The 21011-nt window shown below is 42.3% G+C and carries 25 protein-coding genes and 1 riboswitch; of the genes, 6 read left to right on the top strand and 19 right to left on the bottom strand.

All coding sequences use genetic code 11. The features are described from left to right. Positions 1-49: 49 nt before the first annotated feature. The 3 genes from yghU to VEA_RS17955 all read left to right on the top strand — a co-directional run bounded on the left by yghU (position 50) and on the right by VEA_RS17955 (position 3896). The gene (gene yghU, locus VEA_RS17970; RefSeq protein WP_006741427.1) at positions 50-907 is read left to right on the top strand and encodes a glutathione-dependent disulfide-bond oxidoreductase; all 858 of its coding nucleotides are present in this window, start codon (positions 50-52) and stop codon (positions 905-907) included. A 1197-nt stretch (positions 908-2104) separates the two neighbouring features. Next, positions 2105-3274, top strand: a complete 1170-nt coding sequence (locus VEA_RS17960; RefSeq protein ID WP_012842370.1) for a D-alanyl-D-alanine carboxypeptidase family protein — start codon at positions 2105-2107, stop codon at positions 3272-3274. A gap of 214 nt (positions 3275-3488) precedes the next feature. Next, positions 3489-3896, top strand: a complete 408-nt coding sequence (locus VEA_RS17955; RefSeq protein ID WP_006741205.1) for an SPOR domain-containing protein — start codon at positions 3489-3491, stop codon at positions 3894-3896. Between the two features lie 50 nt (positions 3897-3946). Here VEA_RS17955 and VEA_RS17950 read toward each other — a convergent pair whose 3' ends face one another. The 5 genes from VEA_RS17950 to cspE all read right to left on the bottom strand — a co-directional run bounded on the left by VEA_RS17950 (position 3947) and on the right by cspE (position 6852). Further along, on the bottom strand, positions 3947-4420 hold the full coding sequence (locus VEA_RS17950) for a peroxiredoxin (protein ID WP_005396331.1): 474 nt from the start codon (positions 4418-4420) through the stop codon (positions 3947-3949). A gap of 129 nt (positions 4421-4549) precedes the next feature. Further along, the gene (locus VEA_RS17945; protein ID WP_012842369.1) at positions 4550-5563 is read right to left on the bottom strand and encodes an adenosine deaminase; all 1014 of its coding nucleotides are present in this window, start codon (positions 5561-5563) and stop codon (positions 4550-4552) included. Positions 5564-5652: 89 nt separating this feature from the next. Beyond that, positions 5653-5752: riboswitch (purine riboswitch) on the bottom strand. 249 nt (positions 5753-6001) lie between these two features. After that, a complete protein-coding gene (locus VEA_RS17940) occupies positions 6002-6142 on the bottom strand; it encodes a PA3496 family putative envelope integrity protein (protein WP_005396335.1) in 141 nt (46 codons plus the stop codon). A 50-nt stretch (positions 6143-6192) separates the two neighbouring features. After that, entirely contained in the window at positions 6193-6402 is a 210-nt protein-coding gene (locus VEA_RS23580; RefSeq protein ID WP_053807947.1) for a hypothetical protein, read from the bottom strand. A gap of 240 nt (positions 6403-6642) precedes the next feature. Next, positions 6643-6852 carry a transcription antiterminator/RNA stability regulator CspE gene (cspE, locus tag VEA_RS17935; protein WP_005396336.1) on the bottom strand — a complete coding sequence of 70 codons (210 nt, stop codon included), beginning with the start codon at positions 6850-6852 and terminating at the stop codon, positions 6643-6645. A 391-nt stretch (positions 6853-7243) separates the two neighbouring features. On the opposite strand from cspE, the gene VEA_RS17930 reads away from it, so the two are divergent. Next, complete coding sequence (locus tag VEA_RS17930; RefSeq protein ID WP_006741204.1) at positions 7244-8092, top strand: pirin family protein; 849 nt, start codon at positions 7244-7246, stop codon at positions 8090-8092. 143 nt (positions 8093-8235) lie between these two features. Here VEA_RS17930 and VEA_RS17925 read toward each other — a convergent pair whose 3' ends face one another. From VEA_RS17925 to VEA_RS17875, 10 genes are all read right to left on the bottom strand, one after another. Then, positions 8236-9084, bottom strand: coding sequence for a patatin-like phospholipase family protein (locus VEA_RS17925; RefSeq protein WP_006741203.1), 849 nt, complete (start codon positions 9082-9084; stop codon positions 8236-8238). 387 nt (positions 9085-9471) lie between these two features. Continuing rightward, positions 9472-9810: a hypothetical protein gene (locus VEA_RS17915; protein ID WP_006741201.1), complete on the bottom strand. Its 339-nt coding sequence runs from the start codon at positions 9808-9810 to the stop codon at positions 9472-9474. A 633-nt stretch (positions 9811-10443) separates the two neighbouring features. Further along, positions 10444-10875 (bottom strand): YccF domain-containing protein, encoded by a 432-nt coding sequence (locus VEA_RS17910; protein WP_005373685.1) that lies wholly within the window; start codon positions 10873-10875, stop codon positions 10444-10446. 217 nt (positions 10876-11092) lie between these two features. After that, a complete protein-coding gene (locus VEA_RS17905; protein ID WP_006741199.1) occupies positions 11093-12025 on the bottom strand; it encodes a Gfo/Idh/MocA family protein in 933 nt (310 codons plus the stop codon). A gap of 123 nt (positions 12026-12148) precedes the next feature. Beyond that, positions 12149-13804 carry a phosphoethanolamine transferase gene (locus VEA_RS17900; protein ID WP_006741197.1) on the bottom strand — a complete coding sequence of 552 codons (1656 nt, stop codon included), beginning with the start codon at positions 13802-13804 and terminating at the stop codon, positions 12149-12151. A gap of 22 nt (positions 13805-13826) precedes the next feature. Continuing rightward, entirely contained in the window at positions 13827-14183 is a 357-nt protein-coding gene (locus VEA_RS17895) for a diacylglycerol kinase (protein ID WP_012842368.1), read from the bottom strand. A 143-nt stretch (positions 14184-14326) separates the two neighbouring features. Continuing rightward, a complete protein-coding gene (locus VEA_RS17890; RefSeq protein WP_006741196.1) occupies positions 14327-14719 on the bottom strand; it encodes a glycine zipper family protein in 393 nt (130 codons plus the stop codon). A 117-nt stretch (positions 14720-14836) separates the two neighbouring features. Further along, entirely contained in the window at positions 14837-16132 is a 1296-nt protein-coding gene (locus VEA_RS17885) for an ATP-binding protein (protein ID WP_006741195.1), read from the bottom strand. Then, positions 16132-16845 (bottom strand): response regulator, encoded by a 714-nt coding sequence (locus tag VEA_RS17880; protein ID WP_005396348.1) that lies wholly within the window; start codon positions 16843-16845, stop codon positions 16132-16134. Before VEA_RS17880 ends, VEA_RS17885 begins: the two co-directional genes overlap by 1 nt. Before the next feature lie 214 nt (positions 16846-17059). Next, on the bottom strand, positions 17060-17356 hold the full coding sequence (locus VEA_RS17875) for an isoamylase early set domain-containing protein (RefSeq protein ID WP_005396349.1): 297 nt from the start codon (positions 17354-17356) through the stop codon (positions 17060-17062). Between the two features lie 283 nt (positions 17357-17639). Between VEA_RS17875 and VEA_RS17870 the strand changes: the two genes are divergently transcribed. Together VEA_RS17870 and VEA_RS17865 are read left to right on the top strand one after the other, a co-directional pair. Further along, on the top strand, positions 17640-18020 hold the full coding sequence (locus VEA_RS17870; RefSeq protein WP_041853088.1) for a hypothetical protein: 381 nt from the start codon (positions 17640-17642) through the stop codon (positions 18018-18020). Between the two features lie 84 nt (positions 18021-18104). Further along, complete coding sequence (locus VEA_RS17865; RefSeq protein WP_006741193.1) at positions 18105-18704, top strand: thiol:disulfide interchange protein DsbA/DsbL; 600 nt, start codon at positions 18105-18107, stop codon at positions 18702-18704. 70 nt (positions 18705-18774) lie between these two features. On the opposite strand, the gene VEA_RS17860 is transcribed toward VEA_RS17865, so the two are convergent. From VEA_RS17860 to ribB, 4 genes are all read right to left on the bottom strand, one after another. Beyond that, the gene (locus tag VEA_RS17860; protein WP_005373664.1) at positions 18775-19020 is read right to left on the bottom strand and encodes a hypothetical protein; all 246 of its coding nucleotides are present in this window, start codon (positions 19018-19020) and stop codon (positions 18775-18777) included. A gap of 152 nt (positions 19021-19172) precedes the next feature. Beyond that, the gene (locus VEA_RS17855; protein WP_005396352.1) at positions 19173-19616 is read right to left on the bottom strand and encodes a DUF3429 domain-containing protein; all 444 of its coding nucleotides are present in this window, start codon (positions 19614-19616) and stop codon (positions 19173-19175) included. Between the two features lie 10 nt (positions 19617-19626). Beyond that, a complete protein-coding gene (locus VEA_RS17850; RefSeq protein ID WP_006741192.1) occupies positions 19627-20172 on the bottom strand; it encodes a glutathione peroxidase in 546 nt (181 codons plus the stop codon). A 104-nt stretch (positions 20173-20276) separates the two neighbouring features. Next, on the bottom strand, positions 20277-20933 hold the full coding sequence (gene ribB / locus VEA_RS17845; RefSeq protein ID WP_006741191.1) for a 3,4-dihydroxy-2-butanone-4-phosphate synthase: 657 nt from the start codon (positions 20931-20933) through the stop codon (positions 20277-20279). Positions 20934-21011: the final 78 nt, after the last annotated feature.

The raw sequence follows: 21011 nt of genomic DNA, 5'->3' as shown, positions 1-21011 counted from the left end.
ACTGAGTTTGCCAGTTTGATAATGCATTCAAACACAATAAGGGATAACAATGGCTAACGAATACATTCCACCAAAAGTTTGGACAAACGATAACGAAAACGGTGGCCAGTGGGCGAGCATTAACCGCCCGGACTCAGGCGCTCGTCATGAGCAAGAATTGCCTGTTGGGGAACACCCATTCCAACTTTATTCCATGGGGACTCCAAACGGCCAGAAAGTAACAATCATGTTTGAAGAGCTTCTGGCGGCAGGCGTAAAAGAAGCAGAATATGATGCATACCTGATCAAGATTGGTGACGGCGACCAGTTTGGTTCTGGCTTTGTAGCTGTTAACCCAAACTCTAAAATTCCGGCATTGGTTGACCGTTCGGGTTCTGAGCCAGTGAACGTGTTTGAATCTGGCAACATCTTGTTTTATCTAGCTGAGAAGTTTGATCATTTCTTACCAAAAGAAGGCGCTAAGCGTGCTGAGGTAATGAACTGGTTATTCTGGCTGCAAGGTTCTGCGCCATACCTAGGCGGTGGTTTTGGTCACTTCTACGCGTACGCACCAGAGAAGTTCGAGTACCCAATCAACCGTTTTACAATGGAAGCAAAACGTCAGTTAGATGTATTAGACAAGCGCCTCGCAAACAATGAATTCCTAGGTGGCGATGAGTACAGTATCGCTGATATCGCAACATGGCCATGGTACGGCAACCTTGTACTGGGTCGTGCTTACGATGCGGCTGAATTCTTAGACGTAGAAAGCTATAAAAACGTTGTGCGTTGGGCGAAAGCGATTGATGAGCGAGAAGCTGTCCAGCGTGGTCGTATTGTGAATCGCTCATGGGGAGAAGAGTGGGAGCAGTTACCTGAACGTCACAGCGCAGAAGATATTGATAAGGTATTGAAGCTTAAACCATAAGCAAACTTGGTTCAGTCACTTCAAGTAAGTTTATTTTCATCCGAACTCATAATCCAAAACTGATCAAATCCATAGCGCATCTTACTAGATGCGCTACTTTTATTTGAATTGTAACCCCGTTGAAGATTATTCAATCTATAGATAGTTCTTTGCTTCTATTTGTCGTTTTCATATTCAACAAGCTCTCTGCATTTCTATTAACTATTAGCTGATGACATTCTAAAAATTTATACTTTAGATAACCTTAAATTTATAACTTAATTTTATATCTAATATAAATAAACTTAATGATAATTAATCTTTGACATAACCTTTTATTTTGTGTGGAATATGCAGGTTAATCTATTTAAATCAAAATTTATAGATAAATGAAATTTAAATAATTTACTGAATTCTACATCTAGATTTGAGCAATGTTTAATTACAACTGCTTATACCATGAAAGAGGATATGTATAATGTCGTCGTTTGAGTCGTACTGGGTTGGGGTACGTGAAAGAATTGCTATACAAACTGAAGGTAACCGAAATTTAAAGTCTTTAGTGATAAAAAAGCAGAGAGTGAACTTAAATAACAGTGGCTTATCTTTTCGCGCTAAAGCCGGATGCCTTATCCCTCATTGTTACACTCAGTTTACTGATGACGATACAAACTCAAAGGCATCGAAAAAAGCCTCCCTTAGTTTTAAGAAAGGGAAATTATACTTTTCTCCGGTCTAGTAATAGATAATATTTAGGTTATATATAAATTAAATTTTTATTTTTATCTGAATTTCTGACAATAAATTATTATGTTGTTATGACCGAGATGAAGCATTGGTTAGTAAATTATTAGTTCGGGTTATTAATTGAATTGTAGATTTTCTTAGTTGCCCCTAGTTAGATAGTGATAAAATTTTTAGCTATCTTTTCCCGTACAAGCTTAGTTTTAGATCTGGCTTGTACGGTTTTTTCTCTGAACACTAATTACATAGCATAACGGCATGATTTCTCGCCTCTTGTCTCATCTTTCTAGACGAAAGCTCTACCTACCTCTCATTATTCTCGACAAACATTGAGTAAAAGTAACTAATCGTAACAAGGTGGCTGTAACTGAGCGCCGTTTCAATATACTCGCTCTTTACCTAGGTAACCCTGCGCTTTGAATTCATTCGGGTACCGTTTGTAAGCCTTAAATGCTACTAAGATAAGATGTCATGATGAGAAAAAGTACTATATTAAACACAGTGTTAATTACAGGGTTCGCTGCTGTATCTTCGTTGGCTTATGCAGCACCAACGGTTGTGCCAAATGCACCGGAACTCAGTTCTCGTGGCTATGTTTTGATGGACTTTCACACTGGGAAAGTGCTGGTTGAACGTGATGCACATAAACGGCTAAATCCTGCGAGCTTAACGAAGTTAATGACGGCTTATGTGGCTGGTCAAGAAATTAACGCAGGTAATATTACTTTGGATGATGAGGTCGTCATTAGCCGAAATGCTTGGGCAAAAAACTTCCCAGATTCCTCAAAGATGTTTATTGAAGTCAATACTTCCGTTTCTTTATCTGACTTATACCGTGGCCTGGTTGTTCAATCAGGTAATGATGCTAGTGTGGCCATTGCTGAACATGTCGCAGGTAGTGAATCAGGGTTTGTAAGCTTGATGAATAGTTGGGCTGCTAAGCTTGAATTAAATAACACGGCTTTCACCAACCCTCATGGTCTAGACAGTGACGGTTTATATTCAACACCTTATGACATTGCCAAGTTGGGTCAAGCTATTATTCGTGACTTACCTGACATCTACCCACTGTATAGCGAAACTTCGTTTACCTACAACGGCATTACGCAATATAACCGCAATGGCTTGCTTCGTGATCGCAGTATGAATGTTGATGGCATGAAAACTGGTTATACGAGCGGTGCTGGTTATAGTCTAGCGACTTCAGCGACTCAAGGTGATATGCGTTTAATTGCAGTTGTGATGGGAGCAAAAAGTGAGAATATCCGTGAATCCGAAAGCAAACAACTGCTAAGTTATGGCTTCCGCTTTTACGATACGGTAATGCCAACCGAGGCAGGAACGGAAGTTGCGAACGCTCGAGTTTGGATGGGCGAACAAGATGAACTGAAAGTAGGCGTGGCCAATGACGTTTATCTTACTTTACCAAAAGGGGATGTGAAAAAGCTACAAGCTGAGGTTGAATATAATGGCGATTTGGTAGCGCCAATTTCTCAACAACAAGTGGTTGGTAAAGTGCTTTACAAAGTCGAAGGTAAAGTTGTGAATGAAGCCGAACTTGTTGCGTTGGAATCAGTGGAAGAAGGCAGCTTATTCAAGCGAATTTTAGACTGGTTTAAGCAATTGGTCGCGAGTTGGCTATAAAAAACAGCTAACTTCTGCCATTATCACTCTATCTTGTTATTGTTCTATTAAATCAATTTACTAAGGCGGCCAACGTGGTCGCCTTACTTTTTTGGAATACTCGTTGCGCTAAAACATCGAACCTTCTCGTATGGGTCTATTTTCGCCTAATTAGAAGCGTTTTTGTGTTTTTGAGTGCGAGAGAAAAGAAACTAGAACAAAAATGGAGTGACACGTGCACAAGATTTTATCTTTGACATTGATTTTATCGCTCATGGGCTGCGCTATGCCTTACCAGCAGCAGGTCGATAGTGGCCAATGTGTTGGAGTAATGACCTCTCAGGATGCGTATGGTTATTTAAACCCAAACCATTACACGATGCAGGTACTCGCGCTAAAGCAAGAAAAAGATGTGAAAGATTACATTCGTTATATCGATCCTAAGCATCCGGTTTGGGTTAACTGGAAAAACAGCCGAGGCACGCGTTGGTATACGGTAACTGTTGGCGATTTTAAAACGAAACAGGATGCCTACAATGCGCTTTCTTCACTGCCGAGCCGCGTAAAGCAATCATCCCCATTTGTGCTGACTTTTGCGGAAATGCAGCGTAAGCAACAAACGAGTGTTGTGAGAATGCGTTAGCCAACAAAAAACGGAAGCGATGGCTTCCGTTTTTGTATCTAAGGGTAAGCTTAAAGCGCCGCTAAAATCGTTTCTGCTTTGCTTGCTTCAAACTCTTTTGGTTCTTCAACGTTAAGTTTGGTCACAATGCCGTTTTCAATGATCATGGCGTAGCGTTGTGAGCGAATACCACCAAAGCCGCCGGTATCCATTTCAAGACCCAATGCTTTAGTAAAGCTTGCGTCGCCATCACCCAACATCAGGATTTCTGAAGCGTTTTGAGCTTCGCCCCAAGCTTGCATCACAAATGCATCGTTTACAGAAACACACGCAATTAAATCAACACCTTTTGCCTTCAACTCGTCGGCTAATACCACATAGCCTGGTAGGTGAGCTTCCGAGCACGTTGGGGTGAATGCGCCAGGTACAGCGAAGAGTACGACTTTCTTGTTTGCAAACAGCTCAGTAACGTCGTGGTTAACCATACCATCGGCAGTCAATTCGCTTAGAGTCGCAACTGGTAGAGCTTGGCCTTGTTGAATCATGATTTTATTCCTTTTTGTGTGCTAGTTTAGCTTTCTCAGTCTAGCGCTTATAAATGCGGTTAACCACAGAGCTTTTGTAAGGTTTTAGCACCTAAGTGTTTGACCCAAGATGTAGCACTGATGGCTTTATTACAACGCTTCATGCTGACTTACGTATTGACTAACGAGATGGCGATACTTCGCTTTCAACTCATTATCGATGAAGCTAGCATCAATCGCATTCATTGTGAATTGAGCTAGTTCATTATTACTCATTGGGTGTGCGTTGTTGACGGCTAAAAAGTTATCTGTCATGTAACCACCAAAGTATACCGGATCGTCCGAATTAATCGTCACAGCGACACCTTTGCGCAGTAGCTCGACAATATTGTGATCTTTCATATCGTCAAATACACACAATTTAAGGTTCGATAATGGACATACCGTTAGTGGCATTTTGCTTTCAATTAACGACTCGACTAATGCTTCATTCTCAACACAGCGAACACCATGATCCACGCGGCTGACGTGAAGCATTTCAATTGCATCGGTAATGTTTTGTGCGGGGCCTTCTTCACCTGCATGAGCAACAGTCAGTAAGCCTGCTTCTACCGCTTGTTTAAATACTCGTTTGAACTTAGCTGGTGGATGGCCTTGTTCTGAAGAATCTAGACCGACACCAATGATCTTATCACGGTGTTTCAGAACGGCTTGCAGAGTCTCCATGGCGCTTTCTTCTGAAAGGTGACGGAGGAAACACGCAATGATTTGTGAAGTAATGCCGAGCTTCTCGTGCCCATCTTTTAGTGCGCGAGCGATCCCGTGGGTCACGGTGTCAAAGTCAATACCGCGCTCTGTATGCGTTTGTGGGTCAAAAAAGATTTCGGTATGAATAACGTTATCCGCTTTACAGTGCAGTAAGTATTCCCAAGTGAGATCGTAAAAGTCTTGCTCTGTACGCAAAACATCCGCCCCTTGGTAATAAAGGTCAAGGAATGACTGTAAGTCTTCGAACTGATACGCGCTGCGTAGTTCACTCGGAGAAGAGTAAGGAATGTCGATGCCGTTTCGTTGCGCCAGCTTGAAGAGAAGTTCTGGCTCAAGTGAACCTTCGATATGTAAGTGCAGCTCTACTTTTGGAAGACCTTGAATAAATGCGTTCATATTCCACCTTATGTGTATTGTGGATGCAGTTACTCTAAGAATAGGTATAGATAAGAATAAATCGAACGCTATCACAAAGAGTAAGACCCACGATGATCTCAACTCTTCGTAATCAGCACTTTGCGGGAACTGGTAGAGACCCCCAAACCATATCATTGGGGTTATACGAAGCAAACGAGGCGATTATACGCAAAATTCTCAATTTGGCTATACGCAAATAACCTAGTTGTCAGTAGTCGAAGGATTTTTCTAAGAAAAGTAACTGGCAACCGTATAAGTCACTTGGGTATAGAGGAGCAAATTGGTTTTTGAGCGTGAACGAGGCTTATCGTGTTGTTATAAGCGAGGAAAAGAGTGAGGCTTCGTTTGAGCAAAGGTAGGTGGCGGTACCTTGCACAACGATGGAGCAGAGAGAGAATTGAAAGAGTCAAGGATAGCTTATAGATCAAATAACTTGTCAAATTCTCTTTGTTCCATAATGTCTTCTATACGGCGTCGCGTTTTTTGTTTTACCGCCGCCGCGTTTTGCTCAGACTCTTTTTTGTCTTTTTCTGCTTGCTTCTTACTTTTTCTAGCCATTGGATACCTTCCAAATTAGTTGCATCATTCATTAATGCATGAAAACTGAATTAGTTAACAGTAAAACTTCCTAACTTTGAACCTGAATCACAGAGAATAGTTCCAGATTGCGTTTTCTCACAATATTCAAAATCGATCATGTAGCTATGAGAATGAAGCTTAGGTAATACGTGCCTTCGTAAAATATCACCATTTAATTGATGTATTTTAGCGTTCCAAGAGGTGTGAGGTTGTTCTAGATTAAATTCAATTTCTAACATTTATTCTCCTGTTTCTTAGTGATTTTGTCTTTGTTAAGTAATTGATACCAATGCCTTTGACGGCCTGTTCTTTTTGAGGACATGATTTTTCCTATAAATAATAAATTAAGCAGTACTATCCTATTTATTTTAGGTAGCACAAAGCAATGCCTGATATTAGGCTGAGTGATTAAAGTGAGAATATTTTTGAAGGAGAGAGATTTGGTGCAGCATGGGCATGCTACACCAAGAAAAGCAGTCTTATAGAGGAGTTACTTCAGTCGCTTGAGGACCTTTTTTACCTTGCTCTACGTTGAAGCTTACTTTCTGACCTTCAGTCAGTGTTTTGAAACCGTCAGAAACGATAGCGTTGAAGTGTACGAATACATCTTGACCACCGTTGTCTTGAGATAGGAAGCCAAAGCCTTTAGTTTCGTTAAACCATTTTACTGAGCCGTTTACTTTAGACATAAAAATACCTTTGAATTAAACATTAAAATTTGAATTTGTTTTGTGGATCTTTTCTAAGCTATTGAATGTTCAATCAAGAGGAAGTTGTACGCAGGTGTCTGAATTGGGGGATTCAAGATTTTACTGAGAGGAAACTTAAACTAAATGTTGCATTAACAGCTCTCTTCTAAGAGCCAAGGCCTACTATACACCTTGTTTAGGAAATAGCTACACTTATTTTTAAATATATGTCGACAGCTTGGATAAGTGGGCTGTTCGAAAAATTTGAATAAGTAGCTCAAATAGCAAGGCTCATGATTATTTTTCTTCAATCTAAAATAGAACCATATCGATAGCCATGGCTGAACATGCGGTTTGCAAGCGGCCACAAAGGTAAACGAGGAGAAATAGTATGAGCACATTCAGAGAAATTCGTCAGCTTATTCAATCACAACCCACTGCTGATGGTGACGGAGTGAAAATTCGTCGAGTAGCAGGGTTTAATCATGCGAGCTTTTCTCCATTTTTGATGATGGATGAACTTAAGTCTGACGACCGTGCTGATTATGTGGGTGGCTTTCCTCCTCATCCGCATCGCGGCATCGAGACGCTTACTTATATGTTGAAAGGTCATTTCCAGCATCGTGACCACATGGATAATGTTGGTGAGCTTCGTTCTGGTGGCGCTCAATGGATGGCGGCAGGAAGAGGCGTCATTCATAGTGAGATGCCTATTATGCAGGAAGGTGAATTGCATGGTTTCCAAATTTGGATAAACCAGCCTGCGAAAAATAAGATGTCACCGGCTCAATATCATGACTTTCAACCTGAAACGATAACGGAATTCGAAACTCAAAGCTCGGGCGTTGTACGCTTGATTGCTGGTCATCTGACTATAGACAACGAACGTATTCAGGGGCCTCTAACAGAAACAGGTGTTGCTGCCACGGTGGCCGATTGGAGAGCTATGGTTGGTCACGCTTTGAATTTGACCACGGAGCAATACCACAACATGATGCTCTACGTTTATAAAGGTCGTATTCAGGTAAAAGATCGTGAGATCAATCAAGGCGAAATGGCGATTCTATCGAAAGGTGAATGGGTTGAATTAAAAGCCGAAAAGGAGAGTGGTGCTCTGATTTTTATTGGCGAACCAATCAATGAACCAGTGGTTCACTATGGCCCTTTTGTAATGAATAGCATGGAAGAAATAGAACAAGCAATCCAAGACTACAATTCAGGATTGTTTGAAAGCTACTAGCATCAACATCCTAACTCCCTTTTCTGTGAGTAGCGCAGTTATCAACAGTTTTGAGCCTGACCATTGGGCTCGACCAGAAGCAAATACGATAATCCACTGCCATCGAATTTGCGTTAGCCACGTCTAATACACGTGGCTTTTTTCTACTTCTGATTCCATCGCATGATGGCTTCTTTTCCTGCTTCAATACCTAACTCATAAGCTTGGCGCAATGGTGCTGGCGAGCGACTCAATCGTTTTAATTTAAATGATTCAGGAGGACAAACTTGGATGATTTCGACTCCCGATGGTGGATTGTCGATCAGTGCTAAAGTTTGATTGTAGCGAACTTCACGCGTCAACATCGGCTCAATTAATCCTGGCGTTTCTTTCAACATCCGTTTGGTTAGTGCGCTGAACTTTCCTTTCGGCTTTTGATAGCTAGAGGGTTGACTGCGTAAAACCATAATCTTTTTGGCGCCTCGCTTTATTGCTTCTGCGACAGGAAGTGCATCAGAAACCCCACCATCAACGTATCGGGTACCGTTCAGTAAGACACCATTTCGGTAAAGTACGGGAAGTGCGCTGCTGGCTTTCATTGTTTCTGCGAGCTCGTCGACATTAGGAGTATGGTACTCGGCTTGGCCATTGTCTTGACGTGTTACGCCTAAAAAGAAAGGTCTCGAATCCGCTTTTAGTGCGGATTTGTCGATGCCAAGCTCTTCGAGAGTGACGTCCCACATCCAATCTAAGTTCATCATATCGCCGCCACGTAGAATCTGAGATGGTGAGATGAATTCTTTCCTTAAACTGTAATCGAGATAGATTTTTAAGTTGCGCCCGGGCATTTTAGCTAAATACGCCGCCAAGTTACTTGCGCCCGCCGATACGCCCCAAAAGCTATCAAATGGAGAGAACTCGTTAGCGAGAAAATGATCGAGTATGCCGCAAGAAAATACACCTCGCATGGCACCACCTTCGACAATCAACGCACGATCTCCTACTTGTTCCATCACTGTGTTCCATTCTTTACCTATTGGATGAATAGAATGCAGCTTAACGCATAACGGTTTTATACCCAAGTGGTCCTAAGTGCTAGGGCATCTCCTTAAGTAAAAGAAAAGGGCATCGATGGATGCCCTTTTCATATTAAGCCTAGGGAGTTACAGGTTATTGAGCAGCTCATTTAGTGAAAGCGCACTGAATAAATATGTCACTCCCACACAGAAAGCGGCGCCTGTAATTCCGATACTGATCGTTGTTGTAATTAAAAGAAGTGTCATCTTAGACATACAAGATCAAACTCCTTTTTTATATTTAAGTGGGGCGTTGTGCGTCTGGTTATCGCTTGGAATCATGATGCAATCGCCCTAAGTTTATTGTTCTAATAAAAGTGATGATCACTTGTCAAAAAAGCAGATAAATAGCACCCAAACTGTCGTTAATGCGAGCAGCGGAGTGAATACTTTCTGTATAGAGGCGCCATCGGTTAGGTTGTAGATTTTGATGGATTCGTTATAGAACGCCCGCTTGAACGCCTTAAAAGAAATATCATTTTTCACATGAGATTGTTCATAGTGTAGGTGTGCTGCGTCTGATAGTTGGTATTCTAAGTCTTGGAGTTCGTACTCTTTGTTAAGAAATGCCTCCCAAGCCGAAAGACGGGCTATCGTTTTTGGAGATTGATTACCCTTTAACTTCTCTAGACGTTTGGCATAAGCAGCTTGATATTTATCCACGGTGTATTCCTGTCTGAATAGACGTTGAGTTAGAACATTTGTAAAAAGAAAAACGAGCAAAAAAGGGGCTTTACGTTCTATGTCTGTGATAAATGCTAAGGAGCTCAATGGTCTATTTCTCTGATGTCGCGAATAATATTGATTGAACTTAAATGCGACAAACAAAATAATTTACTCAAGATAACAACGAATATTTGTTGCCTTTTAAAGAAAAGCGATAGTGATGCGAAGTGGTGGCTTTGATCGGGAAGAAACCCGCTTTCGTAACGGCTTGCGTTTACTGAGAAAAAGTAAACGCTGGAACTATCGCTGGATTGGTGTGAGTTATTTATCGTCAAAAATCATTAATATCAACTATGCTTATAGTTCGACTTTTCGTAAATGAACTCAATTAAGATGAGCGGAAATAATACTGATTTTTGAGCGTGGGTGAGCTTGGAGGGTTAAGCTAATCCATTGATTAATAAAAAAGTAAAGTAGTACAGAGCTAGGGTGAACTTCAACTTAAAGGTGACGGTATGGATATACAATCAACCATTATTGAATATGCGATAGCGATAATAGGCTTACTTTTGACGGGAGTTGCCCTCTGAGCACGACGGCCCAGAGGATAGAAAGTATACTGGCTGTTTGTTAGCGGTTGATATTGTACCGAGCCATTGCAGCTTCTTCTGACGACACAACCGTTTTACCAATTGGTGCGAGTGAAATAACCGCAAGCTTCAGGTGTTGGAGTGCAAACGGAATACCAATGATGGTTACAAAACACGCTGCGGCGGAAAGTACGTGACCGATTGCTAACCAAAGACCTGCAAAGACAAACCAAAGGACGTTGCCGATAACGCCTAGAGGGCTCGTACCAATGTCCATTTCATTGGTCAATTCATCGCGTGAAATGGCTTCTTTTCCGAATGGGAAAAAGGAAAAATTACCCATAACGATACACGCACGCCCCCAAGGTATTCCGATGATGCTAATAAAGGCCAAGATACCGAAAAACCACCATAGCAACCCCATAAATACGCCACCAAATACAAACCAAATGATGTTACCGAGTGTTCTCATTCTATTTCCTTTACTCTTGAATATGACGATACAGGTTCCTGAGGGTATCGTAATGTAAAACTAGAACCACTCCGTTAATAAACGTGATCCGTTCCCTCATTCACTTGCTTGATAGAATAGCCGCATAAGTATTAACAGAGAATGAATGACTCCCTGAAGCTACGTTTGTTTTAGTATAGAGCGTAATACTCGATTAAGCATATAGCCAAGAATTAAGCTACCTAGAGGTAACTTTCTCGATATATTGACAAATTTGCTCTGCTAACTGATGGCTAGCAATGTTGCGTTTCACTACTTCACTGGCGATTTTTCCAGATTCAACGACGTTAAACCAGTCGAGCAACATCGCATGGAAACCTTTGCTCGTCAGCATTGGCGTCCAATCTTTCAAATTGATTTTTTGCTCTTGGTTCGCTTGCCATCGTCTCCCTTCAACGAAAGAGTCGAATTCCATTGCTTTGTTTGCATAACAAGCTTGAACGCGTTCCATCGTCATACCGAAGTGACGATTCATCGAAGCGTGGAGTAAAGTATCTCCGTGTTGCCACTGAATATCTAAACGCGCCAATTGGTCACCCTCAAGCTGATGCGTTATGTAAGCCTCTTTTAAATCGGTTTTGGCTGTCACGTTAATACTGTCTAATGGGTGAATAAAATCATCAAATATAAAGGTACGAATATCGCCTGGTAGTTGGTGACGGTTCTTTTCCCAGCGTAGCGATTTTAGGTCAGAAATGTTGCCTTGCTGTACCTCTGGCATGTGTTGGTTGTAAAGCGGAATATGACGTCGGTTGAAGCCCACATAAAGTGGTTGTTTTTCTTTTTCGGCAATATCGTACAGTTTTTCCACGTCATCAGCATTGTCCGCTAATGGTTTGTCGACAAAGGTTGGGATTCCATGTTGCAAAAAGAATGCTGCGATTTGAGGATGTACGCTTGTTGCCGCATGAATCATGACAGCATCTACGCCAAAGTGCAGAAGCTGCTGGTAGTCTTGACAGGTCTCTGAGATTCGATATTGCTTAGCCAGACTCTCAAGCACATTTGCGTTGCGGGTACAAAATACAAGTTCGATATTTGGAAGCTGAGTGATAACGGGAAGGTATGCTTTCTGAGCAATATCTCCTAAACCAATAATACCAATTTTCATCCTAGTCCTTATTTCGATGTATGGATGGCAGGTTGTAGTATAACGCTTGGCAAGCTGATGAGTTTAAATGCCTTGTTAGAAAAGAGCCTGACTCACATTTTGAGTCAGGCTTTGTTGGTCCACTTAGGAAGTCGTGCGGCAGTCTTTGAATATATCTAACTTGCCGTCGTAGGCTTGGGTTTGTACATCCATAATGCCTAATAAAGAGTGGAACACGTTATCATGTGAGTACTGGCCTGCCTTTTGCGCTTCATTCGACAAACAGTCGGTGTTGATTTGTTTCACTTGCTTAAAGCCGGAAGATAGCCACATGAGCAAAGGAACACGTTTTTGGAAGTCTGGTGCAAGGCCGTAAGGCATGCCATGTAAGAACAATCCGTTTTCGCCTAATGATTCACCATGATCCGATACGTAGATGAGAGCGGTATTATATTGAGACTCTAATGCTTTGAGTTTGTTGATGGTTTCTGCCAACACAAGATCAGTGTAGCGTATCGTATTGTCGTACGTATTCACGATTTGTTCGACGCTACAGTTTTCTATATCTGCACGTGGGCAGTCTGGTTTGAAAAACGCTTTGTCTCTAGGATAACGCTGGAAGTAGGTAGGACCATGGCTTCCTATAAGGTGCATGGCGACAACGCGATTGCCGTGCATATCCGCAACTTCTTGATCAAAGTGATCTAACAGCGCCATATCGTAACAGGTTTGACCGTTACACAGAGGACTTGCTTGCTTTCGGTTCACTTCAATTTTCTTGATCTTGTGGGCGACTTCTTTGTCTCCGCCATCATTTTCTTTCCAGATGAGGTCAACTCCAGCGCGCTGCATGATGTCGAGAGCATTATCTTGGTTATCTGCCTTGGTCCGTTCAAACTCGCTTCGCGTGAGCTGAGAAAACATGCAAGGCACAGATACTGCAGTTGCAGTGCCACAAGACGCAACCTCTTGAAATGAAATCACATCCAGCTTACTGGTGTAAGGGTTTGTCTCTCGCTTATAGCCATTGAGTTGGTAGTTCTGTGTTCGAGCGGTTTCTCCGACAATAAACACCAGTAGTGTCGGCTTGTTCTGTGCTTGCTTTACTGCGCTATCTGACTGCTTTGCATCGATTCCAATCTCGCGATACGGCTCTGGCGTGGTGAAGTATTTCTCCTTTACATACCCAGTCGCGCTGTAAACGAATTGAGTGGGAATAATGATTTTTTTCAGATAGCTGTTATTGCGACCGACAGATGCATAGTCTTGGTAGTAAACACTGGCAATAACAGCAATTACTGCAAGAGATGACAACATCGACACCAACTTCGTGAGAGAAAAATACAGCAATTGGTGGCGCTGAGATTGCAACTTGACCTTATAGACAATCATCGCAGGGACGCCCCCCATAAGTAGCGTCCAGATTACAGAATAAGTACTCAGGTAAGAGCTTGCCTCGCTCGAATCGGTTTCAGCAATATTAGCAATCATTCCAGAATCGAAAAGTGTGCCATAGTTGTAACTTGCGTAGCTAACCATACTCGAAATTATGAGCAAAGTAATAAAGAATGGTTTTCCAACCCAAGGCCAACTAAATAAGTTAAAAAGGAAATTGAGCGCGGCAAGAAAGAAAATGGGTATCGTAATAATAAAACCAATTTTGACATTATCTAGGCTTGAAAAAATACCATTCAGCTCTTTGTAAATAGGAATGTTTACAACCAGCGCGAAATAGAATGCCAACAAGAAAGTAAAGGTAACGTACGAGATACCTTTCTGTTGCAAATTATGTGTCTTCATAAGTAAATGTCTTGAATCAAAATTAGAGCAAGAACGAAGCCCAAACAAAAAGGGCAAGAGTGAGCGCAACAAATACTGCAGCCGAGCCGATATCTTTGGCTCTACCACTGAGCTCGTGCCAGTCATCGCTAACACGGTCGACAACCGCTTCTACGGCGGAATTAATAAGTTCGACGATCAGGACCAATAACAGGCTACTGATCATCAGTACTCTTTCAAATGTGGTGACTGGAAGGAAAAAAGCACAGACGGAAAGCACTAAGGCTAGAATCAATTCTTGTCTGAAGGCGGCTTCGTATTTCCATGCGGCTTTCAATCCCTGAAATGAATAGCCGGTCGCATCCATGACACGGCGTAGACCTGTTTTTCCTGGCTTCAAAATATGACCTTACTACAGCTTAATAATTTAGATTGTGCATCTATCCAAACGATGAAAAGAGACTAATCGTTCTTGCGTGAAACATTTGTGAATGGCATTCATCACACAACGATATAGGGTTTGAATAAGAAAAAAGAGTTGAATTAATCAAGGTCGTAGACGGTATAGCCTTTATTCTGAAGGCATTTTCGCAGTACGAGAGATTGTGTCTTGGTGGAGTCATTGCTTCCACTCAACGCTCCGGCCCCTGCTCCTACAGCACCGCCTGCAGCGGCACCAACAGCAGCTCCACCTATCCCGTTTTCCAGCGCACCAGCTGCTGCCCCAATTAGTGCTCCTGTAACTGCGCCATTAGCGGCTTCAGATTTTGCAGCTTCCGTTTTGTCTACGTTGTCCGCATACCCTTGGCAATAAAGAAAATCTTGTTCATATTTAGCAGGATCAACATTGGTCATGTCGACAACAGGCTTTTGATTATAAGTACAAGCGCTAAGAGTAGAGGCAAGCGTCATAACCAGAATAAAAGGTTTGTACATGAGTATTATCCATTTGTTCTGTGAATTTATGGATTAAATGTACACTGTTTTATTGTTGAGCTCTGTCGCTGGAGTGTATTGAAGTGTCGTCTTCTGTAAAGGAGGAAAGACGTTAACTTAACTGTCTGATTTTGGAAGACGAAGTGTGAAGCAAGCACCACCAAGTGGGCTATGAGAAATCGAAACCTCACCATGTTGAAGTTCCATTATTTGCCTGACGATCGCCAAACCGAGCCCAAATCCACTCGTGTTTTTGTTTCGAGACTCATCCGCGCTATAAAATGCTTCAAAAAGGTGAGGCCAATGCTGCTCTTCTATACCTATACCATCATCATGTACATGGATTAAGCAGCTTTGCTGATCACTTTTTATCTCAACCATAATTTGAGTATTTGCGTATCGCATTGCATTGCGTAGCAGATTATCCAAGGCACGTTTTAGCAGTTTTGGATCGGCGAATGCGCGCGCGTTTTCAGAGTTTGTTTCATTGAGTGAGATTGATAATTTGGTCTCTTTTTGCCATCTCTGTTTTAACTCACTAACTAACTTGGCGAGTGCTACGTTTTCTGTTTGCAACGCCGTATCTGGGCGTTCCATTTTGGCGTAATAAAGCAACTCTTCAACCATGTCTTCCATCTCGTCAATGTCCTCGACGATACTACGTACATGCTTTTTCTGTTGTTCGGTTAATGTAGAGTCCGATAACAAGTCAGCTTGCCACTGTAAACGAAAAATAGGAGTGCGTAATTCATGCGCAACTGCATTGGTCAGCATTTTATTGCTAGTGATCAGGCGAGAAACTTTGTCAGCCATCGTATTAAAGCTTTTGTTCAGTGTCCCAACGGATTTGGCGCTTGAGGTGCTTGCTCGTGCTTTGAAGTTGCCTGAAGCAAACTCTACCGTGACTCTTTCTAACTCACGAATTCGACGGCTCAAAAACCAGATCAGCAGTATGCAATACAGAGCAAATCCGGCTAAAAAGAATAACCATACAATGTTGTCATCAAAGTTAATCGCCTGAATAACTGAGCTATCCGGATCATCGATCATTTTGAAAATAGGGGTGTCCGCATCTAGGCGGAACCATATATCCCTTTCTTCGTCGTAAGCAACGTTAACAGAGGTGTCACTTTCAAATGCTTTTCTGATGTCCTCTGGAAGTTCTTCGAGCGTGTGAGGAATCAACAAGCGATGGCTGGACGTGGCAAATTGCTCAAGCTGTTGTTGAGTGTATTCTAGTCCGTGCTCTTCGTAGATAGGATAGATAAGATCGTGGAAAGCCTGACCTTCTTGCTCTTGTAGCAGGTAATCGTAATCTGTGTTGATCTCATAGACTAAGAATTCGTAACCCCACAAACTCACCATAAATAGAATGATAAGACCGACAAAGCTTTCCAGATAAATCCGTCTCATTATTCATTCCATGCATCAGGCATAAATAGGTAGCCTTTGCCGCGAACCGTGATGATTTTTTGTGGAGAGCAAGAGGCATCACCTAATTTTTTTCTCAATGTCACAATACGGTTGTCAATGGTGCGATCTGTACCGTCGTACTCAATACCACGTAGTGTTTTCGTTAACCACTCACGTGAGAGTGTTTTTTCTGCGTGTGTTGCGAGAACCCATAATAAATCGAACTCACCGTCAGTCAGCGCAATTTCTTCCTGGTTCATGACGCATGATTTACGTAATCGGTTTAAACACAGCACTCCAATTTGTAGACCGTTTTCGGACTCGGTAGAGGCTGCCTCTTTTCTTCTCAATAGCATGCGAATGCGTGCCAGCAGCACACGAGGTTTGATTGGCTTGGTAACAAAGTCATCGGCGCCAATCTCTAATGCGGCGACGTGATCGAAGTCGTCATCACTCGCTGTCAGCATCAACACTTTGCCTTTGTAGCATTCACGGATTTGACGACATACGCTCAGGCCGTCTTGTCCAGGTAGCATCAAATCTAACAAAACCACGTCTGGCTGTGTGTCAATAATCGCTTCCGGTGCGTCTGTCCCGTTGTCGATACATTTGACCTGGAAACCTTGTTCAACAAAATACTCTCCCAGCATAGCTTGTAATTTGGGATCGTCTTCCACAATGATTAAAGATGGTTTGACTTGTTGTGCGTTCATTTGAGTGATGTATACAATATTTAATATCACTGGAACTTAAACAAATTTACGAATTATTTCAAATAAAGCTTTCTCAGAATAAGGTTATCGGATGAGTTGATTCGATAAATACCCCAAGTAATGATTCAAACTTAATCATTAATCACATTATGAAGTGTCTAAAAAAGGCGCAACTGTTGCGCCTTAATATGGAATATTAGGGTGAACTTACGTTTTATTCGGTGGTGCACACGACGCTGTTGTCGCTGCCAAAAGCATTGGGAACATAAGCGTCGGCTTGAGGATCGTTTTCCCACTTTGCATCATTGAGCAAGTAGCGGAACTGAACATTCTGCTCTTTAGGTAAGCGCGTTTTAAATTTAAATTGACGGCTTTTCTTCACTAATTTCATCGGTTCTGGCTGCCAGTTGTTAAAATCCCCAGCAATATGGATGGAGTCCCATTGGTCTTTATCTAGCTCGAACGTGACTTCAACTTCATCTTTTGTCTTAAAGAATCTCTTTTTAAGCATTGATCTTTCCTTGTTCGTACAAAACTGTTCTAACTATTACTCGTGTTTCATAACGATTTCAAGTTTTATCGAATTGTCGCTGGTATCAGGTGAAGAACTATCTAAATGATGAATAGCTTAATCGCTATGAGTTCTTGTGAGAGGGGAGCGGTATTGAGAAGCCTCAAGGATATGGAACCGTTAACGTACCAAGTTTTTAGGCGAGGCGGAACTCAGAGTCCGTATCTTGAAGTCAAACCGTTATCATGTATTATCTTAAATCACCATTTTTGTTGATGTAGCTATGTTGAAGTTTAACCGTACATTGTTGACCGCGATAGTTTGTTTAGCCGCTATGCTTTTGAGCAGTGTCGCTCCTATGGCGAAGGCTTCAGCCCCGGTGAAAACAATTGAAGTACGCGATATTATTGTTCAACAGGCTGCTCTGCACAAACAACTTGGCGTCAATGACGACTGCGTAGAATTACATCACGATGAGTCAACTATCAATAAGGTGCAACAGTCTCACACGAGTTGTAGCTCTTCCTGCATGGTCAAAATTCCCGCCAACTTATCTCAAAACGACTTACTGCTTCTTCCTTACAGCCTTGCATTGATTGATAGGCCTTTAGTCGAAAAAGTAGTGACAGTGATCACCAAGCTTTATCGTCCTCCGATTGTTTAATTCCTCATCTCAAATTACTTGGGGTTTCCCCCCCTTTTACCAAATGAAATGATTTGGCATTTGAATGCCACAAGGAAATAAACAATGAAAAAACTACTTGCCTTATGTAGTGCACTTTTACTGACTTTTACCGCTCACGCAGCGCAATTTGAAGAAGGGAAGCACTACAAAGTTCTGGATGTTAAGAAAGCATCGAAACCTGTTGTGACGGAATTCTTTTCTTTTTATTGCCCACATTGCTACAAGTTTGAGTCGCTTATTGAGCGTTTAAAACCTGCTCTGCCAAAAGAGGCAAAGTTTGAAAAGGTACATGTGGGGTTCATGGGCGGAGATATGGCGATTCCGATGGCCAAGTCCTACGCGACGATGGTATCGCTCGGGGTTGAAGATACAATGATTCCTGCCATGTTTGCCCAAATTCATCAAAAGCGACAAGCGCCAAAAGATGACGCTGAGCTGAAACAGCTCTTCGTTGATAATGGCGTAGAAGGTAAGAAGTTTGATGCGGCGTACAACAGTTTCGCCGTAAACTCAATGCAGAAAGGTTTTGATAAGCAATTCTCTGCCAGCACGTTAAGAGGGGTTCCGGGTGTGGTTGTGAACAATAAATACATTGTTTTGGCCAACGAAATTCGTACTTACGACGAGTACAATCAATTAGTTAATTACTTATTGACGCTGTAACTATAAATAGTATTGATGCTTAAAAATGGCGACGGTAGAGTCGCCATTTTTTATGCTTATCACTTTCGTATTATCTAAGAACGCTTGTACATGCTTGAGTCGGAACACTAGTCATAAATATGGCATGCGGATAAAACAAGCTAGCTGCAGTGATTGCGACATTACATGGCTGAGCAATCGTGGTTTTAATCACATTGGTAAGCACGGCACCTGTATTGTTTACTGTTTGAGCGGCGGCTTGTTGTGCCTGGTAAGACACGCAACCTGTTGTTGCATTGATCATCGCAGTGCTAAACAAAAGTTTGCGAAAAAACATATTCATATCCTTTGTGAATGCTTTGAAATACTTATATGTGGATTGATTCATAAATGAAACAAAACAGTGTTCAAAATATGTGTGCATTCACGAAATGAACATTGTTTTATAAAAAGGCGTTTTTTTGTGATCTTAGCACTGGACAGACCAGGCTATGAAACTAAAGCCAATCCGTGCATTACGATTACGCCGAAGGTCAGTTTGCTCCTCATTCCTTGATATCCCTTGGGCTCGGCGTCTTGTTCGACTTTCCTCACGAGTTTTTCTGCATACCAAACAGCAAGATACCCAATTGCTAAGAGTAGGGTAGCGACCGCGTAGTGTTTGTGACCCTGCAATAATGCGCCCCAAGCGAGTAAGACAAAAAGGTTGCTGAGAATTAATATATTTCTGCTAAGGCGGTGGTAGTAATGCTCAATGCCATTCCCCCAGAGTATGCCGGATAAAAAACTTAATATTACGGCACTGTAAGCGATGAAAAATTGCTGGCCACTTAAATTGAAGAGTGAAATGTCAGTGAAAATCAGCCCTAAACTAAACACAAATGGAACCAGGCCTAAGTAACCGAGTTGTAGCATGGTTGAGCGTGTTGTCATGGTCGTCACCTTACAATTGTTGCTCTATCATATTGGTAAGCGTAGTACTTGTCGGTGATGTGGAGCTTGGAAAAGTGGCAATAACTTTGCCTTCAGAGCTAATTAGAAACTTATAGAAGTTCCATTTTGGTTTGATGCCAGCTTGGTTAGTAATCTCGCTGAATACGGGGTTTGCATCTACGCCTAATACTGAGGAGCGAGCCATCATTGGAAAGGTGACCCCGTAATCGAGATAACAGACTTTCGCAGTGTTTGTTTCGCTTCCTCTGTCCTGTCGGAAGTCATTGCTCGGGAAACCAATGACGGTGAAGTTTTGCTCTTTGTAAGTTTGATAGAGGGTTTCTAACTGTTCGAACTGAGGAGTGAAGCCGCACTGGCTTGCTGTATTGACGACTAGTAGTGTCTTTCCCTTAAAGCTTTCGCATAGATCGACTTCTTCTGTTGAGTTTAACAACCTTTGCTTACCTTGAAGAATATCAGGGCACTCAGATGCAAGAGCAAGCGAATTCATGGAGAGAAAGCCAACGAGAGCGACGAGTTTCAGTAATCCTTTCATGGTGTTGTTCCCTTTGTTTTCAATAAGTATAACTACTCAAGCGCAAAGAGGATCGATCAAAAAAGCCGCACAAATGCGCGGCTTCTTTCAGAGCTGGGATTTAATTATGCCAGTTTTAATTCGAACTGGTTGCGGTACATCACCATGTCTTCAATAGTCAGCACTGGCATGTTGTGCAGGCGACCAAACGCAACGATCTCTGGTGCTTTTGCCATCGTGCCATCTGGGTTGGTCACTTCACATAGTACGCCAGCTGGTTGAAGCCCTGCCATTTGCATCAGGTCAATCGTACCTTCTGTGTGACCACGGCGAGTCATTACACCACCTGGACGTGCGCGCAGAGGGAATACGTGGCCCGGGCGAGCAAGATCTTCAGGTTTCGCATGCGGGTTTGCCGCCGTTTTAATGGTCGTCACTCGGTCTGCTGCTGAAACACCCGTTGTTACACCAACTTTCGCTTCAATAGAAACCGTAAATGCGGTTTGGTTTGCGCTGTTGTTGTTTACTACCATTGGAGGCAGTTCCAGTTTGTCCGCTTGAGCATCTGTTAAGCACAAACAAACGATGCCGCTACATTCGCGGATCATCAACGCCATTTGCTCGTTGGTAAGGTGCTCGACTGAATAAATGATATCGCCTTCGTTTTCGCGATCTTCATCATCAAGAAGAAGTACGCCACGGCCTTCTTTTAGAGCGATAAGTGCGTTTTCAACGCGAGTAATTGGGTCGCCGAATTCGGCAAGTAGTGATGACTGATTCATGGTTAACTCCTAAATTTCACCAGAATCAGGGCGGTATGAGAGATCGTCGTAAAATACGATCAAAAAGAAGTGCACCAG

The sequence above is a fragment of the Vibrio antiquarius genome, assembly GCF_000024825.1.
Lineage (GTDB): Bacteria > Pseudomonadota > Gammaproteobacteria > Enterobacterales > Vibrionaceae > Vibrio > Vibrio diabolicus.
The sequence above is the reverse complement of the archived record's forward strand: the minus strand, read 5'-3'. Positions and strand labels throughout refer to the sequence as shown.